We start from the raw sequence: 14,579 nt of genomic DNA on the forward strand, positions 1-14,579 counted from the left end.
TGATCGGTCAACTCGAATCCGGCGATGCGGCTAACGTTGGCGGCGATTTAGCCGCGTTCCTGCACGCAGACCCACGGCGAGACGACGACCGCCCACAGATCGGGATCGCGGGCGGCGAAATCGGCGGCGGTCTCGGCCTGAACCCGTTCGACCAGTCCCGCCGACAGCCATTGCGTGATCTGCGTGGTGTCGTCGCTGGCAATCGCTTCGGCGACGCTGACCAGGTCGAGATCGCGGGCAACGCGCAGCAAGATCCCGCGCGCGAAGAATCGTTCGAGTTCGACCCAGCCGATTTTCGCGGTTTCGGCGAGCAGCTTGGCATACAGCGGGGATTGGGAGGCGTCGTGGGCAGTCATGGCGTAGGGGAATCCGAAAGGCGGCCGATACTATAAACCATCGCGCGTGCGGCCTCGCCGCGATGCTTACGCAAGCGCGCGGCCCGGCCACGGACGCGTCGGCTTGCTGTACGCTTGCGAACGCCGGAACGCGCGTTGCGTTGTCGTGTCATTGTCGCGCAGGCTTTCGTGTCGTGTCGTGTCGTGCTGTCGCTGCGCGGCGTGTCCTGGCGGGATGTCCGGCGGTTGCCGTCCGGTAATCGTCCGGCAATCGTCCGTTACCTGTTCGCTGCTCCTTTTTTGCCACTCGTCCGTTTTCCCGATGCCTTCCAATTCCAGCCCGTCGTCCCCTGACATCCAACTGATCGCCAACGCCACCGTGTCGCGCGCCGACGTCCAGCGCGCGCTGGCCGACGGCCGGCTACGCCTGCGTTTCGAAGACTGCGATTTCGAAGACGCCGACCTGTCGCGGCTCGACCTGAGCGGCGCGTCGTTCTTCCGGTGCGCGATTGCCGAAGCGTCGTTTTTTGGCGCGACGCTCGCGCATACGCGCTGGGAGCGTTGTCGCGGGCGGCAAGCGGATTTTGCGTCGGCCGATCTGGTCGACGCGGTGTTTCAGTCGTGCGATCTGAACAATACGAACTGGCGTCGCGCGAAGCTGGCGTCGGCGACCTTTACTGGTTGCAAGCTGACCGGCGCGAATTTCGAAGATTGCGCGACGCTCGGCCTGAGCTTTGTCGAAACCTTGCTGGTGGGGGCGCATTTGCGCGGCGTGTCGTTTCGCAAGGCACGGCTTCAGCAACTCGACTTTTCCGACGCCGACCTGAGCGGCGCCGATTTCCGCGAAGCGATCTTCGACGGCGGCAGCCTGAAGGACGCGCATCTGAAAGGCGCGCGATTCGATGGCGCCGATTTGCGAGACGCGGACCTGAGCGGCATTCGCCTTACCGATGCAGCGTTGTTTCGCGGCGCGACGATCTCGCATCAGCAGGCTGCCGTGCTCGTGATGGAACTCGGTCTGCGCGTGCTGTGATCCCATCATCTGAATAAATCGCGGTCGAAACAATAACCGCAATTTGCGAATCAGAAAAATATACGCGGTCGGATTGAAAGCGGCGATAAATAAACAGTCTGATTCAATCGTCGTTTGGGCGTATTCAAAACGCTATTCCGCATACTAAATGCGGATTTGCATGCGCATTCGGGGCGAGCGCTTATCCGCCAGCCACTCGCCCGCTTGTGCATGCCTTTGATGAAAGATGATTGCGAAGGTGCGTTTGCGCACTAAAGGCCGAACCCCGAAATAATCACGAGGTGCACACTGCGGATTGCGTACTTTAGTGGTCCGCTGCAACCCGATGCCGCGTTGCCGGATGACGCCTAAAGCACGGTTTCATGCGGGTTTGCAGCGAGCTTGCGTATTAATTGGGCAGCGAATTCAATAGCCCTTTCGGGTTGATTCCTTTCGATATTCTCGCTGTTTTCAATTCACGGAATGCGGAATCCGTGCGCCGCGTCACATTTTCTACGCAATTAATGGATTGCATGGGTGATGGGGCATTGTTAGATTTCGTCTCGGCGCATGGTGAACCGGTCCTTTGCCGATATGCGCCGAACCCCCGTTAGCCCGGCTACGTGCCGGGCGTTTTTTTTAATAGCGGCGAAACGAATCAAATCATAAAGCCGTCGCGCGCGGCAAGTAAAAAATGCTTCGCCCGGCGCGAATTATCGACGACGATTCAAAGCACGATTCAACTTCGAATAATGCGCAGTGCGAATCCGGGTAAACGATCTTGTCCGGCATTTCATAGAAGGCATCCAATCGATTTGCAGACGATTTGCCAACCCGCCGCAAAAGATCCGATGCTTATTGCTTGCACTTGACGACCATCGACCGGTTTTTCACATTCGCACCGAAAATCCCGGCCACCGTGCCGCCCGACGTCGCGCCGTTATCGACGTCTTTCGAAATCACGTCATAGCCGTAATTGCCGCAGACCTGGCCGGCCTGCTTGTAGCATTCGGCCCAGCTCGAACTCGCATCGCTGCCGCTGCAATTGATTGCGAAGCCTGTGTCGCCGGTGGGCAGGTAGGTCATCGTGGTGGTGCTCGAGCAACCGCTCAGGCTCGAAAGCATCAAAACGGCGACGCTCGCCGCTGCGGCCGTTGCCGCGTGGGCCAGTCGGTTCTTCATCACAGGTTTCCTTATAAAGTGCTGACGGTGCTGCGGCTTGCCGCGTTCTCTGTCAGAGGCGGCGGCAGGCGTCATGGTTCCCGGTCGCGCCGGTTACCGCTCAGCGCGCCGGCAGATCGCGCGACGGATCGATCGAGCGGCCGCCGTAACGCAGCTCGAAGTGCAGCATCGTCCGGTCGGAGTCGGTGCTGCCCATCTGCGCGATGGTCTGGCCTTGCTTGACCGCCTGGCCTTCCTTCACGAGCAAGGTCTGGTTGTGTGCGTAGGCGGTCAGGTAATCGGCATTGTGTTTCAGGATCAGCAGATTGCCGTAGCCGCGCAGGCCGTTGCCCGCGTACACGACGGTGCCGCCCGCGGCCGCGACGACCGGCGTGCCGGCCGCGCCGGCAATGTCGATGCCCTTCGAATTGACGCCGTCGAAGCGCCGCACGACGGTGCCGTTGGTCGGCCACACCAGCGCGATCGAACCCGACGGCGCGCCTGAAGGCGTGCTGTCGGTATCGGCCGCGGCCGACGGCGCGCTGCGCGGCGCTGCCTCACGCGCGGCCGGCGCGCTGCTGCGCGCGCCGCCAGTGGATGCCGTGATCGGCGCGGAGCCGGCCGGCGGCGCGACGCGCAACACCTGATCGACCTCGATGCTGTCGGGGTTCGTCAGATTGTTCCAGCGCGAAAGACTCTGTATCGACTGCCGGTGATCGCGCGCGATCTTCGACAGCGTGTCGCCCCGCTCGACGCGATAAAACCCCGGTCCTACCGGTGCCGACCCGCAAGCGGTCAATGCCGCCAGCAATACCCCGCAACCGACCCGTCTGATTCTTGTTGTAAAAAGCATTTGACCTCGCAAAACGCCGCCGCGCCCCGGTTCCCCGCGGTGGTACTACAACCGGCGCGCAGCATCTGCAAAACGCCCGATTCTAACGGTTTTGCGATGCAGCATCGTGACCGGGCGCGGCGTCGAGTCAGCGCAATGCGCCGACGGTGATACGCAATGTGGCGGTTTCGTGGCTGCCGGGTTCGATCCAGCGCAGTCCGAGGCCGTTGTGAATCGCGTCCGGCAAGCCGAGCCATGGCTCGACGCAATAGAAGTCGGAGTCGGGCGCTTCGGTCCAGGTGGTGACCGCGTACCACGGCAGCGAACCGGGCCGGTTCAGATCGATCGTGACGCTGCGGTTCAGGCCCGGCATCTCGACCCGGACCGGTTGCGTCGCGCGCGCGGCCGACGTGTCGAGGCAATGAAAGCGGTCGTAGATGCGCGGATCGTCGAGCGTGTAGCGCGGATCGCCGGTCTCGGGCGCGCTGATCGTGCCGTCGGCCTGCTGATGACGGCGCTGGGTCGGCGGCAGCGTCAGCACGGTCTCGCCGCGCTGCGTGTGCGGCAACGAGAAGTAGAAGTGATGCCCGGCGTAGTACGGCAATGCCGGCGTGCCGGTCGCGCCGGTGTTGAAGGTCGTCAGCTCGACATCGAGCGTGTTCGCGTCCACCAGACGGTAGGCGGCCTCGAAGCGGAAGCCGAACGGATAGCCGTCGCGGGTTGCGGCGTTATCGGTCAGCGTCATCCGAACGCCGGCGTTGTCCGCGTCCACGCTGGCTTCGAATGGCAGGTCGCGCGCGAAGCCGTGCATCGGCAGTTCGCGGACCACGCCCTGGGCGTCTTTCCAGAAACCGATCTCGCCATCCACCCGATGCCGGCCGAGAAACGGAAACAGCAGCGGATTGCCGCCGCGGATTTTCGGCGGCGCGGACCAGTCGGGATGATCGGGCCAATGGATCACCGGTGCGCCGTCGATATGCCACGACAGCAGCCGTCCGCCGGCTTGCGGGGCGATGCGGAGCAGGGCGTTGCCCTGCGTGAGTTCGAGGATGTCCTGTTGCTGGAATAAGGTCATGGCTGACGGGTAAGCGCGCAAAAGGAAAACGGTCGTAGGAACCGCCGTCATGCGACAGCGACGGCAGCGCGACGCCGATTTTGCGCCGCTTTGCGCTACGGGGAAACCCTCTCGGGGACATTGCCGGGTGTGCCGGGGCCTGATCGTTGTCGATAATTCGTCTGACTGCCCGCTGCGAAAAGCGCCGGGCCGACCGCTTCAGGAGGCGTCATGGATCTCGCAATGGCAATGGGTGTGGCACTGTTCGGCATGTTCACGTGCAGCACGGTGTACTTCTTTTACAAACTGTGACGCTGTAACGCCGACGTTGGGTCGCGCCTGATCGGATCGGGCCCGAGCCGCGTCGGTTTTGTGCGAAGCCGTTCGGCCGATCGTCGCGCCGACGCTTCGCCCGGCTTCTGCATCACTGACGCATCATCCCGCATCGCGCCGGATTCCCGTCGCGTTCTCCTCCGCTGCGTCTCCCCGTCATTTCTTTCAATTGCACTTCATCTGGATGTGCGATTGCTTTCATTGCAGCTTTCGCTCGCGTAACAATGGTCGCGAGTTGTGACGCGCTGCGCCAAAACCCGTTATCGCACGGCCAAAAGCTTGGCGCTGTCACAGCGGCCAGGCATAATCGGGGCGCTTTCGGGTGTGCGCGGTGAGCGTTGCCGCGCGTGCCGTCCCGCCGAATTTCCCCATCCTATTCAATCAAAGAGGACCGCCGCGTGAGCTTGTCGTTTCTTATCTTTCTGAGCGTGTTGCAGGGCGTCACGGAACTGTTTCCGGTCAGCAGTCTCGGGCATACGCTTCTCGTCCCCGCGCTGTTCGGCATGCATATCGACAAGCACGCGCCGCAATTGCTGCCGTTCCTGGTCGCGCTGCATCTGGGCACCGCATTCGCGCTGCTGTGGTACTTCCGCAAGCGCTGGATCGCGTTGATTGCAGGGTTCGCGCGTTCGCTGCGCGGGCATCGCAACGACGACGGTCACATGATGTGGGCGCTGATCATCGGCACGATCCCGGCGGGTCTGGTCGGTCTGCTGCTCGAAAAGCGTCTCGAACGGATTTTCCACGACCTGCGGATCGTTGCGATTGCATTGATCGTCAACGGCATCCTGCTGTGGGTCGGCGACCGGCTGCAGCGCACGCGCCTGCATCAGGCGCCGGAGAAACTGAGCTTCGGCCAGGCGTTCCTCGTGGGTCTCGCGCAAGTTGGCGCGCTGATTCCGGGCTTCTCGCGTAGCGGTCTGACGATGATCGCCGGCAACGCGGCAGGGCTGTCCACCGAAAAAGCCGCCGAGTTTTCGTTCCTGCTCGGCACGCCGATCATCTTCGCGGCGGGGATTCTCGAACTGCCGAAGCTGTTCCATGCGCCGGGCCAGCTCGCGGACGCATTGCTCGGCGGCGTGCTCACCGCGATCGCCGCGTATCTGAGCATCCGGTTCCTGATGCGCTATTTCGAAGGGCGCGGCAAGCTGGCGTCGTTCGGTGTGTATTGCGTACTCGCGGGCATCGTATTCCTCGGCTGGTTCATGCTTCATCCGCAACCGGTTTGAGCACGCGTTAAATGCGGCGCGGCGGCGCGCGGGCGATCGGTTATAATCCGGGCCCGACGCGACTCAGGCCGCGTCGTTTGCCCTGGCGGCACGCGATCTCCGCATGATTCGAATGCACGTCGAACAGGGGCATTGCCGATCGGCCCATGCCGGTCGGTTAGAATTCCGGTTTCCGCCTCCCCATAGTTCAACGGATAGAACACGGGTCTTCTAAACCTGAAATCGAGGTTCGATTCCTCGTGGGGGGGCCACTGATTTCCCAGTGCGCTTCCATAGCGTCGTCGTTGATCTTCCACTTTTCCCGCCGTCGATTCACCCCGAATCCCCTTAATCAAATGTTGGCATATTGAGGCAAGCAAAACGCCGGTGTAACATTTGGTCAACTAATGCGGCGTGCAGCGCATGTCCCGACGTCTGTCTGACATCGGAACTCGCTTACTATCCAAAGGCCGGCCTTCGACGCCGCCAGTAGCACGTCCCCAGTCAAGCCTCTCCGCAGTGCCAGACGCACCGTAATCGTGGTCGTTGCCGAACCGGCGCGACACCCAGATCAGCGCCACCGAAAGCCGTTTGTCAGACGTCGTTGTAAAACGCTCGCCACCTGAGCGTGGCAGGCTAACGTGCGGGCTTGTGCGATCGCCTGCGCAACAGACGTTGAGGACAGTGAAATAAATCAGACATGACGATATGAGACGACCGCCGTGTGCTCGGGCCAGGAGCCACGACGGTGAGATCGTCGGCACGAACGCGTATCACGCATCACATTCCAGGCTCAGGCAACCGACCTGAGTCATCGCGGGGAAACGGGCAGAACATCATCAACAGGCGTGGGGCGACCCATGTCCGCATTCGATCGAGGGTGCCAGCTGATATGGAAGAACTGAACTCGTGGAACCAGATGGTCGCACTGCTTGCCGTAGCAACCGGCCAGAATGGCCTGGCAAGTGTCAGACATTGCGACACCGGGCGGCCTGGCCGCTCGCTACCCGGGCGGACGAGCAAGGCGAACAGCAGCGTGATCCGTTCCGTCGATCCGGCCGTCGGCCAGGCGCTTATCAAGGCCACCGCCCGGACCGCATCCAGGCCCGCTTCGAAGTCCGATCCGGACGCAGCAGCCGGCAAGCCGGCGAAGCCGTCGCGCGACACTCACGCGTGCGTGGCATCGGTGGCTGCGTTACCGGATTCGCAAGCGCCTTCGCACCGGACCATGATCACCGCGATCGAACCGCAGAACGATGCGTCGATGCTGGTGTCGTGGTGCGATCCGACCATGTGTCATTACGTCGATCAGGTGTGGATCAGCGTGACCGCGCGCAGCGGCGGTTATTGCGCGTTGACCGGCAACCGGATCCGGCGCGGCGATTCGATCTTCAAGCCGCGCTCGCGCGGCGCGCATCGTCCGGTGAACTGCAACGAGATGATTCTCGCGGCCGCGTTGGCGAGCGAGGTCGCCGACGGATAAACGAGGGACCGCGCGACGCGCTTCAACGTTTGAAACGTACGAAGGGTTGAAGCGTACGAAGTGCTTGCGCGAGATTACGATTTGCCGTCGTTGGACGGATGATGCGGCTTGCCAGGCTGATCGTTGCGGTTCATCGCGGTGCGCGTAGGCGCGCCGTGGTGAGCCTGGCCGCGGCTCGCCTGCCGGTTGGGTGCGGGCGCGTGCGATCCCACATGCGACGCCTGACGCTGAACCGGCTGACCGCCGCCCGGACGATGTCCGTCGTGATGCGGCGTCGGCGCGTGACGATCCGGTTCGTGGTGCGGACCGCGTTCGTCGTGATCGGCGACGCGATACATCGGCGCATGACGGTCGATGTATTCCTGACGATGATCGCCGTGCGCGTAGAAGCGTCGATGTCGCCGGCCGTCGGCACCGGACACCCAGCTGTACGTGTTGCCGCCCGCGAACAGCACGTCGCGATCGTCGCCCGACGCGACATAGGCGACCCGCGCCGGTCCGACGTACGGCAGCGGCCGCGGCGCGTCCTGAATCACGACGGTCGCACGGGCCGGCGCGGGAGCGGGCGCAGGCACGATGACGGTGGCATGGGCGGGATGCGAAGGCGGCGTGACGACGCATCCGCCCAGCATGGCGACGCAGGCAGCGCCGGTGATCCGGACGGCCAGGTTCTTGTTGTTCAAACGACGCTCCGCTGATGAGTGCTGGTTAGACCTTTCGAGGGATATCGGCACACAGGCGGTGAACTTTAGCGGGCGGCGCGGGCGCATCGGGCGACGAGCAAGAGCCCGGCCCACGCGGGCGGGTGAAAAGCCAAATTGAGTATTGTGAAATCCACGCAGAATGAACGCGCATCGAGCGGGAACGATCGGTGCCGGCCGGTTCCTAAAGACGATCTACCCGCTGTGGCGACGCCGACCGCGCGCCGCTCCTCACGAGGATGCGTATGGAATCTCGCCGACAACGTTCGATCGAAGTGGACTTCTTCCGTGGCATCGTGCTGATCGTGATCGTGCTCGACCATATTCCCGGCAGCGTGCTGTCGCATCTGATGCTGCACGCGTATGCGTTGTGCGACTCGGCGGAGGTGTTCGTGTTTCTTGGCGGCTATGCATCGGCGGCGGCCTATACGGCGGTGCTCGACCGGCGCGGCGCGGGCGCGGCGCAGATGCGTTTTTTCAGACGGTGCTGGGAAATCTATCGCGCGTATCTGCTGACGGCGGTGCTCACGCTCGTCTCGGGCGCGCTCCTTGCGAAATGGCACCTGAACCGGCCGATGGTCGATCTCACCGGCTGGCCCGCGTTCGCCGGCGAGCCGCTGCGCCAGGCGGTCGATATCGCGCTGCTGCGCCGTCAGCCCTATCTTTCGAGCGTGTTGCCGATGTATGTGATTTTTGCGTTGTGCGTGCCGTTTGCCGTGCCACTGGCGTTGCGCCGTCCGCTGGTCGCGCTGCTGGCGAGCATCGGCGTGTGGCTGGTCGCGCGGCCGCTCGCGTCGCTGTTCAGCATCGACGATGTCGGTGACTGGGCCTTCAATCCGTTCGCATGGCAACTGGTGTTCATGTTCGGCATCCTGTGCCGCGCGCAGCCGATCGGCGAGCGCTTCCACGGCTCGAACACCGCGCGCTGGCTGGTGCGCATCGCGTGCGTCGCGGTGCTTGCGTTCGCGGTCGTCCGGCTGTTCGTGCTGACCCAGCCGCTGCCCGGCGAGCATAAGCAGAACCTGTCGGTTGAGCGGGTCGCGAATTTCGTCGCGATTGCATGGCTGGCGGCGCGCTTTGTCCGCTCCGGATCGATCGCATGGCTGGCGAAGCGGTTGCCTGCGGTGGTGACGGTGGGGCGCACCGGGCTCGTGTGCTTTGTAGCCGGTACGCTGGTGTCGCTGATCGTCGATACCGCCACGCCGCATTCGCTGCACGGCTTCAGAGGCATGCTCGCCGCGCTCGGCGGCGACCTGATCGCGATCGGTGCGCTGCTGGTGATCGCGCGAATGTGGAGCGACTGGAAGACCCATCAATCGCGCGCCGCCGTTCGCGGCGCGGAGTGTCGATGACGGCCCGCGCACGCGCGTGGCTGTTGCTGTTTGTGATGACCGGGGCGGCGGCCCAGACGCCGTCGCCATCCAACGGTGCGAATCCTGTACCGTTCGACACACCGGGCGCAGCCTCTGTGCCCGTCCTTCCTTCCATCGCGCCGCCTGGCCCAGTCTCGCCGACCACGATCCCGACTCCGACCTCCGGCCGCGCGAGCCGCCCGGCGCCCGCCGTGGTGCTTCCGGCATCCGGCGCGCTCTACGTGCAACGGGCGACGCAGTTCGCGACCCGCTGCGCGCAACTCAACGGACTGAGCCTGCCCGCGCAATCGATCGGTTTGCCGACGCGCGGCGCGCAAATCGACTCGGCGGCAATCGTCGCGGCGACCGCGCCCGGCAACCAGAACGGAGAATTCTGTCGTATCACCGGCAGCATTCGCACAATCAAACCGAATACGCCCGATATTCACTTCGACCTGAACCTGCCGCGTCGCTGGAACGAGCGCGCGTTGCAGATCGGCGGCGGCGGGTATAACGGCGTCGTCGTCAGCGGCACCGGTGTGATGCCGTTCTCGCCGTTTCGCGCGCCGCTCGGTCAGGGTTATGCGACGTTCGGCGACGACTCCGGCCATGTCGGCACACCCGCGCTCGCGGTGTTCGGCCTGATCGACGAAGCGGTGATCAACTTCGGCTATGCGCATCTGAAGAAAACGCATGATGCCGCGTTGTCGCTGATTCAACTGGTCTATGGACGTGCGCCCGAACATATGTATTTCGCGGGCGGATCGACCGGCGGGCGCGAAGGCTACACCGTCGTGCAACGCTTTCCCGACGATTACGACGGCGTGATCGCCGATTCGCCTGCGCTGAATTTCAGCGGCGTGCGGCTGTTCGGCGTGCGGATCGGCCAGGCGGAATACGCGTCGCCGGGCGGCTTCGTGCCGCCCGCGTTGCTCGAACGGGTCTATCAACGCACGCTCGACGTGTGCGACCGGCTCGACGGCGCCGCCGACGGCATCATCAGCGATGTGTCCAGTTGCCGCGCGCACGAGGCGGAGGTGATCGACCCGTTGCGGTGTCCGGCGCGCGCCCGCTCCGACGCGCCCGCGCCGGACACCGACGCCTGTCTGACCGACGCGCAGCTATCGACGCTGGTCGCGTTGCGCGACGGCTTGAACCTGCCGTACCGGCTCGCGTGGGACGTGCACGGTTATCGCGGCTACAACGTGTTTCAGGGCACGCGCTTTACCGGCATGCTCGGTCTCGCGCACGACCCGGCGCGTCCGCCGCCCGTGCCGACCTTCGTGCCGAACGGCTATCTGTACGCACAGGGCGACGGCTACGTGCGCTACTTCGTGACGCACGATGCCGGATTCGACACGATGCGTTTCAACGTGCAGCGGCCGGGAAAATATCAGGCGCAGCTGGTGGCGCTGTCGGGGACCATCGGCGCGATGAATCCGGACGTGTCGCATTTCATCGCGCGCGGCGGCAAGCTGATTACGCTGCACGGCCTCGCCGACGAAGTCATCAGCCCGAATACGACGATCGACTACTACAACACGCTGCTGACGCTGTACGGCTTCGATACCGTCAACCAGTTCATGCGTCTCTACATGGTGCCGGGCTTCCAGCACGGCAACGGCGTATTCATTCCGTCGGTGGATCTGCTGGGCGCGCTCGACAACTGGGTCACGCACGGCGTGTCGCCCGAAACCTTGGTCGCCGCCGATATCGCGCCGCCCACCAACGGCCGCACGCGTCCGCTGTGCCGGTATCCGCTGTTTCCGCGTTACGTGGGCAAGGGCAGCATCAATCAGGCAAGCAGTTTTCGCTGCGACGAAAGTCCGACGCCGTAAACGCAACAGGGCGGCCGGAGCCGCCCTGTTGCGTGGTCGCGCGATTGCGTGATTGCTCGATATAACGGCGGCTTTAAAGCGCGACGTTCAGCGCTGCGGTCAGATCGCCCATCGGCTTTCCGCCGTTTTTCACCAGCGCCGCGTTACGCGCCTCGACGCCGGCCAGCGCCGGAAGATCGAAGCGTCGCGAGATTAGCTGGAGAATCGAGGTCGTATCGTATTGCGTGTGATCGACATAGCCGCGCTTCGCGAACGGCGACACGATCAGCGTCGGAATCCGCGTGCCCGGACCCCAGCGATCGGCCTTCGGCGGCGACACGTGATCCCAGAATCCGCCGTTTTCGTCGTAAGTGACGATCACGACCATATGCGCCCACTGCGGACTCTTTTGCAGATGCGCGATCAGATCGGCGATATGGCGGTCGCCGGACGCGACGTCCGTATAGCCCGCGTGCTCGTTCAGGTTGCCCTGCGGCTTGTAGAAGGCGACCTGAGGCAGCGTGCCGGAGTCGATCGCGGCGATAAAGCCCGCGCCGTCCGGCCCGCCGTCACGCAGATGCGCGGCGCGATTCGCCGTGCCCGGCGCGAGATCGGCGAAGTAGTTGAACGGCTGATGGTGGGTCTGGAAATTCGGCGCGGTCAGCGGGGCGCTGTAGATCACGCCTTTCTGGCCGCCTTCGGCCGCCGCCAGCGCCTGGCCCCACGCGCCTCCGTACCATGCCCATGATACCTTCGCGCCGTTCAGCAGGTCGCCGATGGTCGTCTGCGTCTGCGGCGGCAGCGTCGTCGCGACGGTCGGATCGGCGAAACGCGCATCGCCGCCTGCGGCCGGCTTGTTGGCGCTCGGCTGATACGGCGGCTGCATCGTGTTGATTGCGTAGAAATCCGGCGTCAGATTGCCCGAGTTGACGAATTTGGGCGGTCCGTTCAACGCCGAAGCGGGCGAGTTCGCCGCGACCTTCAGCGTCACGCCGTCCGACTCGACGGCCGAGACCGAGCTGGCCGCCGGACTTTTGTCCGCGTTCGGATAGAGCGGCGTGCATGCGCAGATCAGCCACTGGTGATTCAGGAACGAGCCGCCGAACGCGCCCATGAAGAAGTTGTCCGCCAGCGTGTATTGCTGCGCGACTTTCCACAGCGGCAATGAGTCGGCATTCAGCGCGTAATGGCCCATCACGAGACCGCCGGAATCGGCCCACGCGGCGAACTTGTCGTTGCGGCCGCCGTCGATCTGCATCTGGTTTTCGTAGAAACGGTGCCACAGATCGCGCGTGGTCGCGGTGACCGGCGTGTTGAAGCCGTCGTGGGCGTCGATTGCGAAGCTGGCGTTCGGCAGGTCGGTGGTCATTGCCTGCGTGATCGCGGGCGTGACGCCGGTCGCGGTGAGGCCGTTCCAGATGGCCGGCAGTGACGTCAGCGGGCGGCCGTCGCGGTCCAACTGGCGCGTGTTCGCCGCCGATACGTTCGACAGGCCGTTCGCGCCCGGGAAATTGCCATACAGATTGTCGAAGCTGCGGTTCTCCGCGTAGATCACGACGATATTCTGGATATCGTTCAGATTCGCTGCCGCTGTGTTGTCGGCATGCGTGCCGGGGCCGCTACAGGCCGTCACGGCGACGACCGACGCAAGCGCGGCGGCAACGGCCAGCGCGGTGCCACTCAGGCGGATCGGGGATACGTTCATGGTCTTGTTCTCGTATTCGGATGAAGCGCACAGGAAGCGCGACCGGAGCGGACAGCGTCACGCGCGCAAACGCGCAGTATCGCAGCGCAATTTGACACAAAGATGTAGGGGAAGGCAATGCGGGGACGGCGGTGCTGCGAATGGCGTGGATGACGCCGGGGGAATGCCAGGAATGCGGGGAATGCGAGGGGATGCGGAGAACGACGCAGGGAATGCGTCGCGCGGATTGGCGACGCGTGCCGGTCAGCGCAGCAGCAGATAACAACCGCCGAGCAGCGCGACGAACGACGCCAGCAGCCCGACCGTTCCCGCGCGGGTCAGTAGAGCGGGCCAGCGCGCGCGCGGCAATGCGTCGATCGACACGATGGCGTCGAGGGACGTCGCGCGCATGGGCAGCGTCAGCGGCACCAGCGCCAGCGAAATCAGCGACAACAACACGGCGAAAACCTGAAGCGCGAACGAATAATCCATGATGGGCGGCCAGTTGCGGCGCGATGCGCCTCGAATGAAGACCGTTGTATCGTAAGGATCGGCCGCGTCGACGGACATGAGAGCGGTCCTAAAACACGTCGCCGCGACGTGCGGTCGCGTACGGGAACAGGGTGTCCGGTCGTCCGGGCGATGGGTCGCGCGGCACGCATGCTATCCTTTTCAGGTCCAGATCATGAACCGTACGACGCCCCGCGCCACGATGCGTGACGGCGGCCCACCGTCTTTCCGAGGAGAACGATTTATGTCGATGCGAAACCGTGTGCTGTTACATCTGACCGTCGGTGGCGCGCTGCTTGCCGGCATGGCCGGCGCGCAGGCTGCGAACCTCGGCTTTCTGAACGACACGCCGATCAGCTACATGAAACAGCGCGACGTCGATTCGATCAAAAAAGCAGTGTTCGCCGCGCTCGACTCCAAACAGGACGGCGAATCGGTGAGCTGGGACAACGCGGACACGCGTAACAGCGTGAAAATCGACGCGACCGTCACGCTCGCCGGCACCGCCAAAGACGACGCGCGAACCTGCCGCGATACGACGGTCGTGCTGAACGCGAAGGGCCAGTCCATGACGCTGCATCCGAAGTTCTGCAAGCAGGGCAGCGGCGCGTGGGCGCTCCAGAAAAAGCCTTGAGCGGGCGCATCGTTTCGTGCGGTGTGGTGTTTCTCGATCCGGCGGGGCGCGTGCTGCTCGCGCACGCCACGGAAACATCGCACTGGGACATTCCTAAAGGGCACGGCGAAGAAGGCGAGGCCGCGCATGTCACGGCCTTGCGCGAGATGGTCGAAGAAACCGGCATCGTGGTCGCGCCCGCGCGGCTGACCGATCTCGGCCTGTTCGTCTACCGGCGCGACAAGGATCTGCATCTGTTCGCGGCGCGCGCGGCGGCGGATGAACTCGATCTGTCGGCCTGCACGTGCACGTCGCTGTTTCCGCGTCGGTCAGACGGCACGATGATTCCGGAAATGGACGCGTATCGCTGGACCCCGCTCGACGAAATCGACCGCTACGCGAGCCGCAGTCTCGCGCGGCTGTTCGAGACGTCGTTGTCGCTCGCGGACTTGCATCGCACGCTCCGAAGCGGCGACGCGTAAGC

General features: G+C 64.0%; 14 protein-coding genes and 1 tRNA gene. 8 read left to right on the top strand and 7 right to left on the bottom strand.

Going from position 1 to position 14,579, the window contains the following annotated elements:
- Positions 1-47: 47 nt before the first annotated feature.
- Positions 48-356, bottom strand: a complete 309-nt coding sequence (locus PW947_RS25400; protein WP_299635140.1) for a DUF2288 domain-containing protein — start codon at positions 354-356, stop codon at positions 48-50.
- Positions 357-657: 301 nt separating this feature from the next.
- On the opposite strand from PW947_RS25400, the gene PW947_RS25405 reads away from it, so the two are divergent.
- The gene (locus tag PW947_RS25405) at positions 658-1,368 is read left to right on the top strand and encodes a pentapeptide repeat-containing protein (RefSeq protein WP_299635141.1); all 711 of its coding nucleotides are present in this window, start codon (positions 658-660) and stop codon (positions 1,366-1,368) included.
- A gap of 834 nt (positions 1,369-2,202) precedes the next feature.
- Here PW947_RS25405 and PW947_RS25410 read toward each other — a convergent pair.
- The 3 genes from PW947_RS25410 to PW947_RS25420 form a co-directional block, all read right to left on the bottom strand.
- Complete coding sequence (locus tag PW947_RS25410) at positions 2,203-2,529, bottom strand: hypothetical protein (protein ID WP_299635142.1); 327 nt, start codon at positions 2,527-2,529, stop codon at positions 2,203-2,205.
- A gap of 100 nt (positions 2,530-2,629) precedes the next feature.
- A complete protein-coding gene (locus PW947_RS25415) occupies positions 2,630-3,361 on the bottom strand; it encodes a peptidoglycan DD-metalloendopeptidase family protein (protein WP_299635143.1) in 732 nt (243 codons plus the stop codon).
- Positions 3,362-3,488: 127 nt separating this feature from the next.
- Positions 3,489-4,415, bottom strand: a complete 927-nt coding sequence (locus PW947_RS25420; RefSeq protein ID WP_299635144.1) for an aldose epimerase — start codon at positions 4,413-4,415, stop codon at positions 3,489-3,491.
- 710 nt (positions 4,416-5,125) lie between these two features.
- Between PW947_RS25420 and PW947_RS25425 the strand changes: the two genes are divergently transcribed.
- From PW947_RS25425 to PW947_RS25435, 3 genes are all read left to right on the top strand, one after another.
- A complete protein-coding gene (locus PW947_RS25425) occupies positions 5,126-5,956 on the top strand; it encodes an undecaprenyl-diphosphate phosphatase (protein ID WP_299635145.1) in 831 nt (276 codons plus the stop codon).
- Positions 5,957-6,132: 176 nt separating this feature from the next.
- A tRNA-Arg gene (locus PW947_RS25430) sits at positions 6,133-6,207 on the top strand.
- 620 nt (positions 6,208-6,827) lie between these two features.
- The gene (locus PW947_RS25435; RefSeq protein ID WP_299635146.1) at positions 6,828-7,418 is read left to right on the top strand and encodes a DUF3331 domain-containing protein; all 591 of its coding nucleotides are present in this window, start codon (positions 6,828-6,830) and stop codon (positions 7,416-7,418) included.
- Between the two features lie 74 nt (positions 7,419-7,492).
- Here PW947_RS25435 and PW947_RS25440 read toward each other — a convergent pair whose 3' ends face one another.
- Positions 7,493-8,101: a hypothetical protein gene (locus PW947_RS25440; RefSeq protein ID WP_299635147.1), complete on the bottom strand. Its 609-nt coding sequence runs from the start codon at positions 8,099-8,101 to the stop codon at positions 7,493-7,495.
- Positions 8,102-8,364: 263 nt separating this feature from the next.
- Between PW947_RS25440 and PW947_RS25445 the strand changes: the two genes are divergently transcribed.
- Positions 8,365-9,471: an OpgC domain-containing protein gene (locus PW947_RS25445; protein WP_299635148.1), complete on the top strand. Its 1,107-nt coding sequence runs from the start codon at positions 8,365-8,367 to the stop codon at positions 9,469-9,471.
- Complete coding sequence (locus PW947_RS25450; protein WP_299635149.1) at positions 9,468-11,309, top strand: tannase/feruloyl esterase family alpha/beta hydrolase; 1,842 nt, start codon at positions 9,468-9,470, stop codon at positions 11,307-11,309. The genes PW947_RS25445 and PW947_RS25450 overlap by 4 nt, the downstream gene beginning before the upstream one ends.
- Positions 11,310-11,382: 73 nt before the next feature.
- On the opposite strand, the gene PW947_RS25455 is transcribed toward PW947_RS25450, so the two are convergent.
- On the bottom strand, positions 11,383-12,993 hold the full coding sequence (locus PW947_RS25455; protein ID WP_299635150.1) for an acid phosphatase: 1,611 nt from the start codon (positions 12,991-12,993) through the stop codon (positions 11,383-11,385).
- 243 nt (positions 12,994-13,236) lie between these two features.
- The gene (locus PW947_RS25460) at positions 13,237-13,542 is read right to left on the bottom strand and encodes a hypothetical protein (RefSeq protein WP_299635151.1); all 306 of its coding nucleotides are present in this window, start codon (positions 13,540-13,542) and stop codon (positions 13,237-13,239) included.
- A gap of 184 nt (positions 13,543-13,726) precedes the next feature.
- Here PW947_RS25460 and PW947_RS25465 point away from each other — a divergent pair, with 184 nt between their 5' ends.
- Together PW947_RS25465 and PW947_RS25470 are read left to right on the top strand one after the other, a co-directional pair.
- Positions 13,727-14,116 (top strand): RT0821/Lpp0805 family surface protein, encoded by a 390-nt coding sequence (locus PW947_RS25465; protein WP_299635152.1) that lies wholly within the window; start codon positions 13,727-13,729, stop codon positions 14,114-14,116.
- Positions 14,113-14,577: an NUDIX hydrolase gene (locus PW947_RS25470; protein WP_299635153.1), complete on the top strand. Its 465-nt coding sequence runs from the start codon at positions 14,113-14,115 to the stop codon at positions 14,575-14,577. Before PW947_RS25465 ends, PW947_RS25470 begins: the two co-directional genes overlap by 4 nt.
- Positions 14,578-14,579: the final 2 nt, after the last annotated feature.

The sequence above is a fragment of the Paraburkholderia sp. genome (genome assembly GCF_028283785.1).
Taxonomy (GTDB): Bacteria; Pseudomonadota; Gammaproteobacteria; order Burkholderiales; family Burkholderiaceae; genus Paraburkholderia.

Excerpts from the sequence above, each read along its gene's own strand:
- PW947_RS25400 (WP_299635140.1), bottom strand. The coding sequence starts at position 356 with ATGACTGCCCACGACGCCTCCCAATCCCCGCTGTATGCCAAGCTGCTC.
- PW947_RS25405 (WP_299635141.1), top strand. The coding sequence starts at position 658 with ATGCCTTCCAATTCCAGCCCGTCGTCCCCTGACATCCAACTGATCGCC.
- PW947_RS25410 (WP_299635142.1), bottom strand. The coding sequence starts at position 2,529 with ATGAAGAACCGACTGGCCCACGCGGCAACGGCCGCAGCGGCGAGCGTC.
- PW947_RS25415 (WP_299635143.1), bottom strand. The coding sequence starts at position 3,361 with ATGCTTTTTACAACAAGAATCAGACGGGTCGGTTGCGGGGTATTGCTG.
- PW947_RS25420 (WP_299635144.1), bottom strand. The coding sequence starts at position 4,415 with ATGACCTTATTCCAGCAACAGGACATCCTCGAACTCACGCAGGGCAAC.
- PW947_RS25435 (WP_299635146.1), top strand. The coding sequence starts at position 6,828 with ATGGAAGAACTGAACTCGTGGAACCAGATGGTCGCACTGCTTGCCGTA.
- PW947_RS25445 (WP_299635148.1), top strand. The coding sequence starts at position 8,365 with ATGGAATCTCGCCGACAACGTTCGATCGAAGTGGACTTCTTCCGTGGC.
- PW947_RS25450 (WP_299635149.1), top strand. The coding sequence starts at position 9,468 with ATGACGGCCCGCGCACGCGCGTGGCTGTTGCTGTTTGTGATGACCGGG.
- PW947_RS25455 (WP_299635150.1), bottom strand. The coding sequence starts at position 12,993 with ATGAACGTATCCCCGATCCGCCTGAGTGGCACCGCGCTGGCCGTTGCC.
- PW947_RS25460 (WP_299635151.1), bottom strand. The coding sequence starts at position 13,542 with ATGTCCGTCGACGCGGCCGATCCTTACGATACAACGGTCTTCATTCGA.
- PW947_RS25465 (WP_299635152.1), top strand. The coding sequence starts at position 13,727 with ATGTCGATGCGAAACCGTGTGCTGTTACATCTGACCGTCGGTGGCGCG.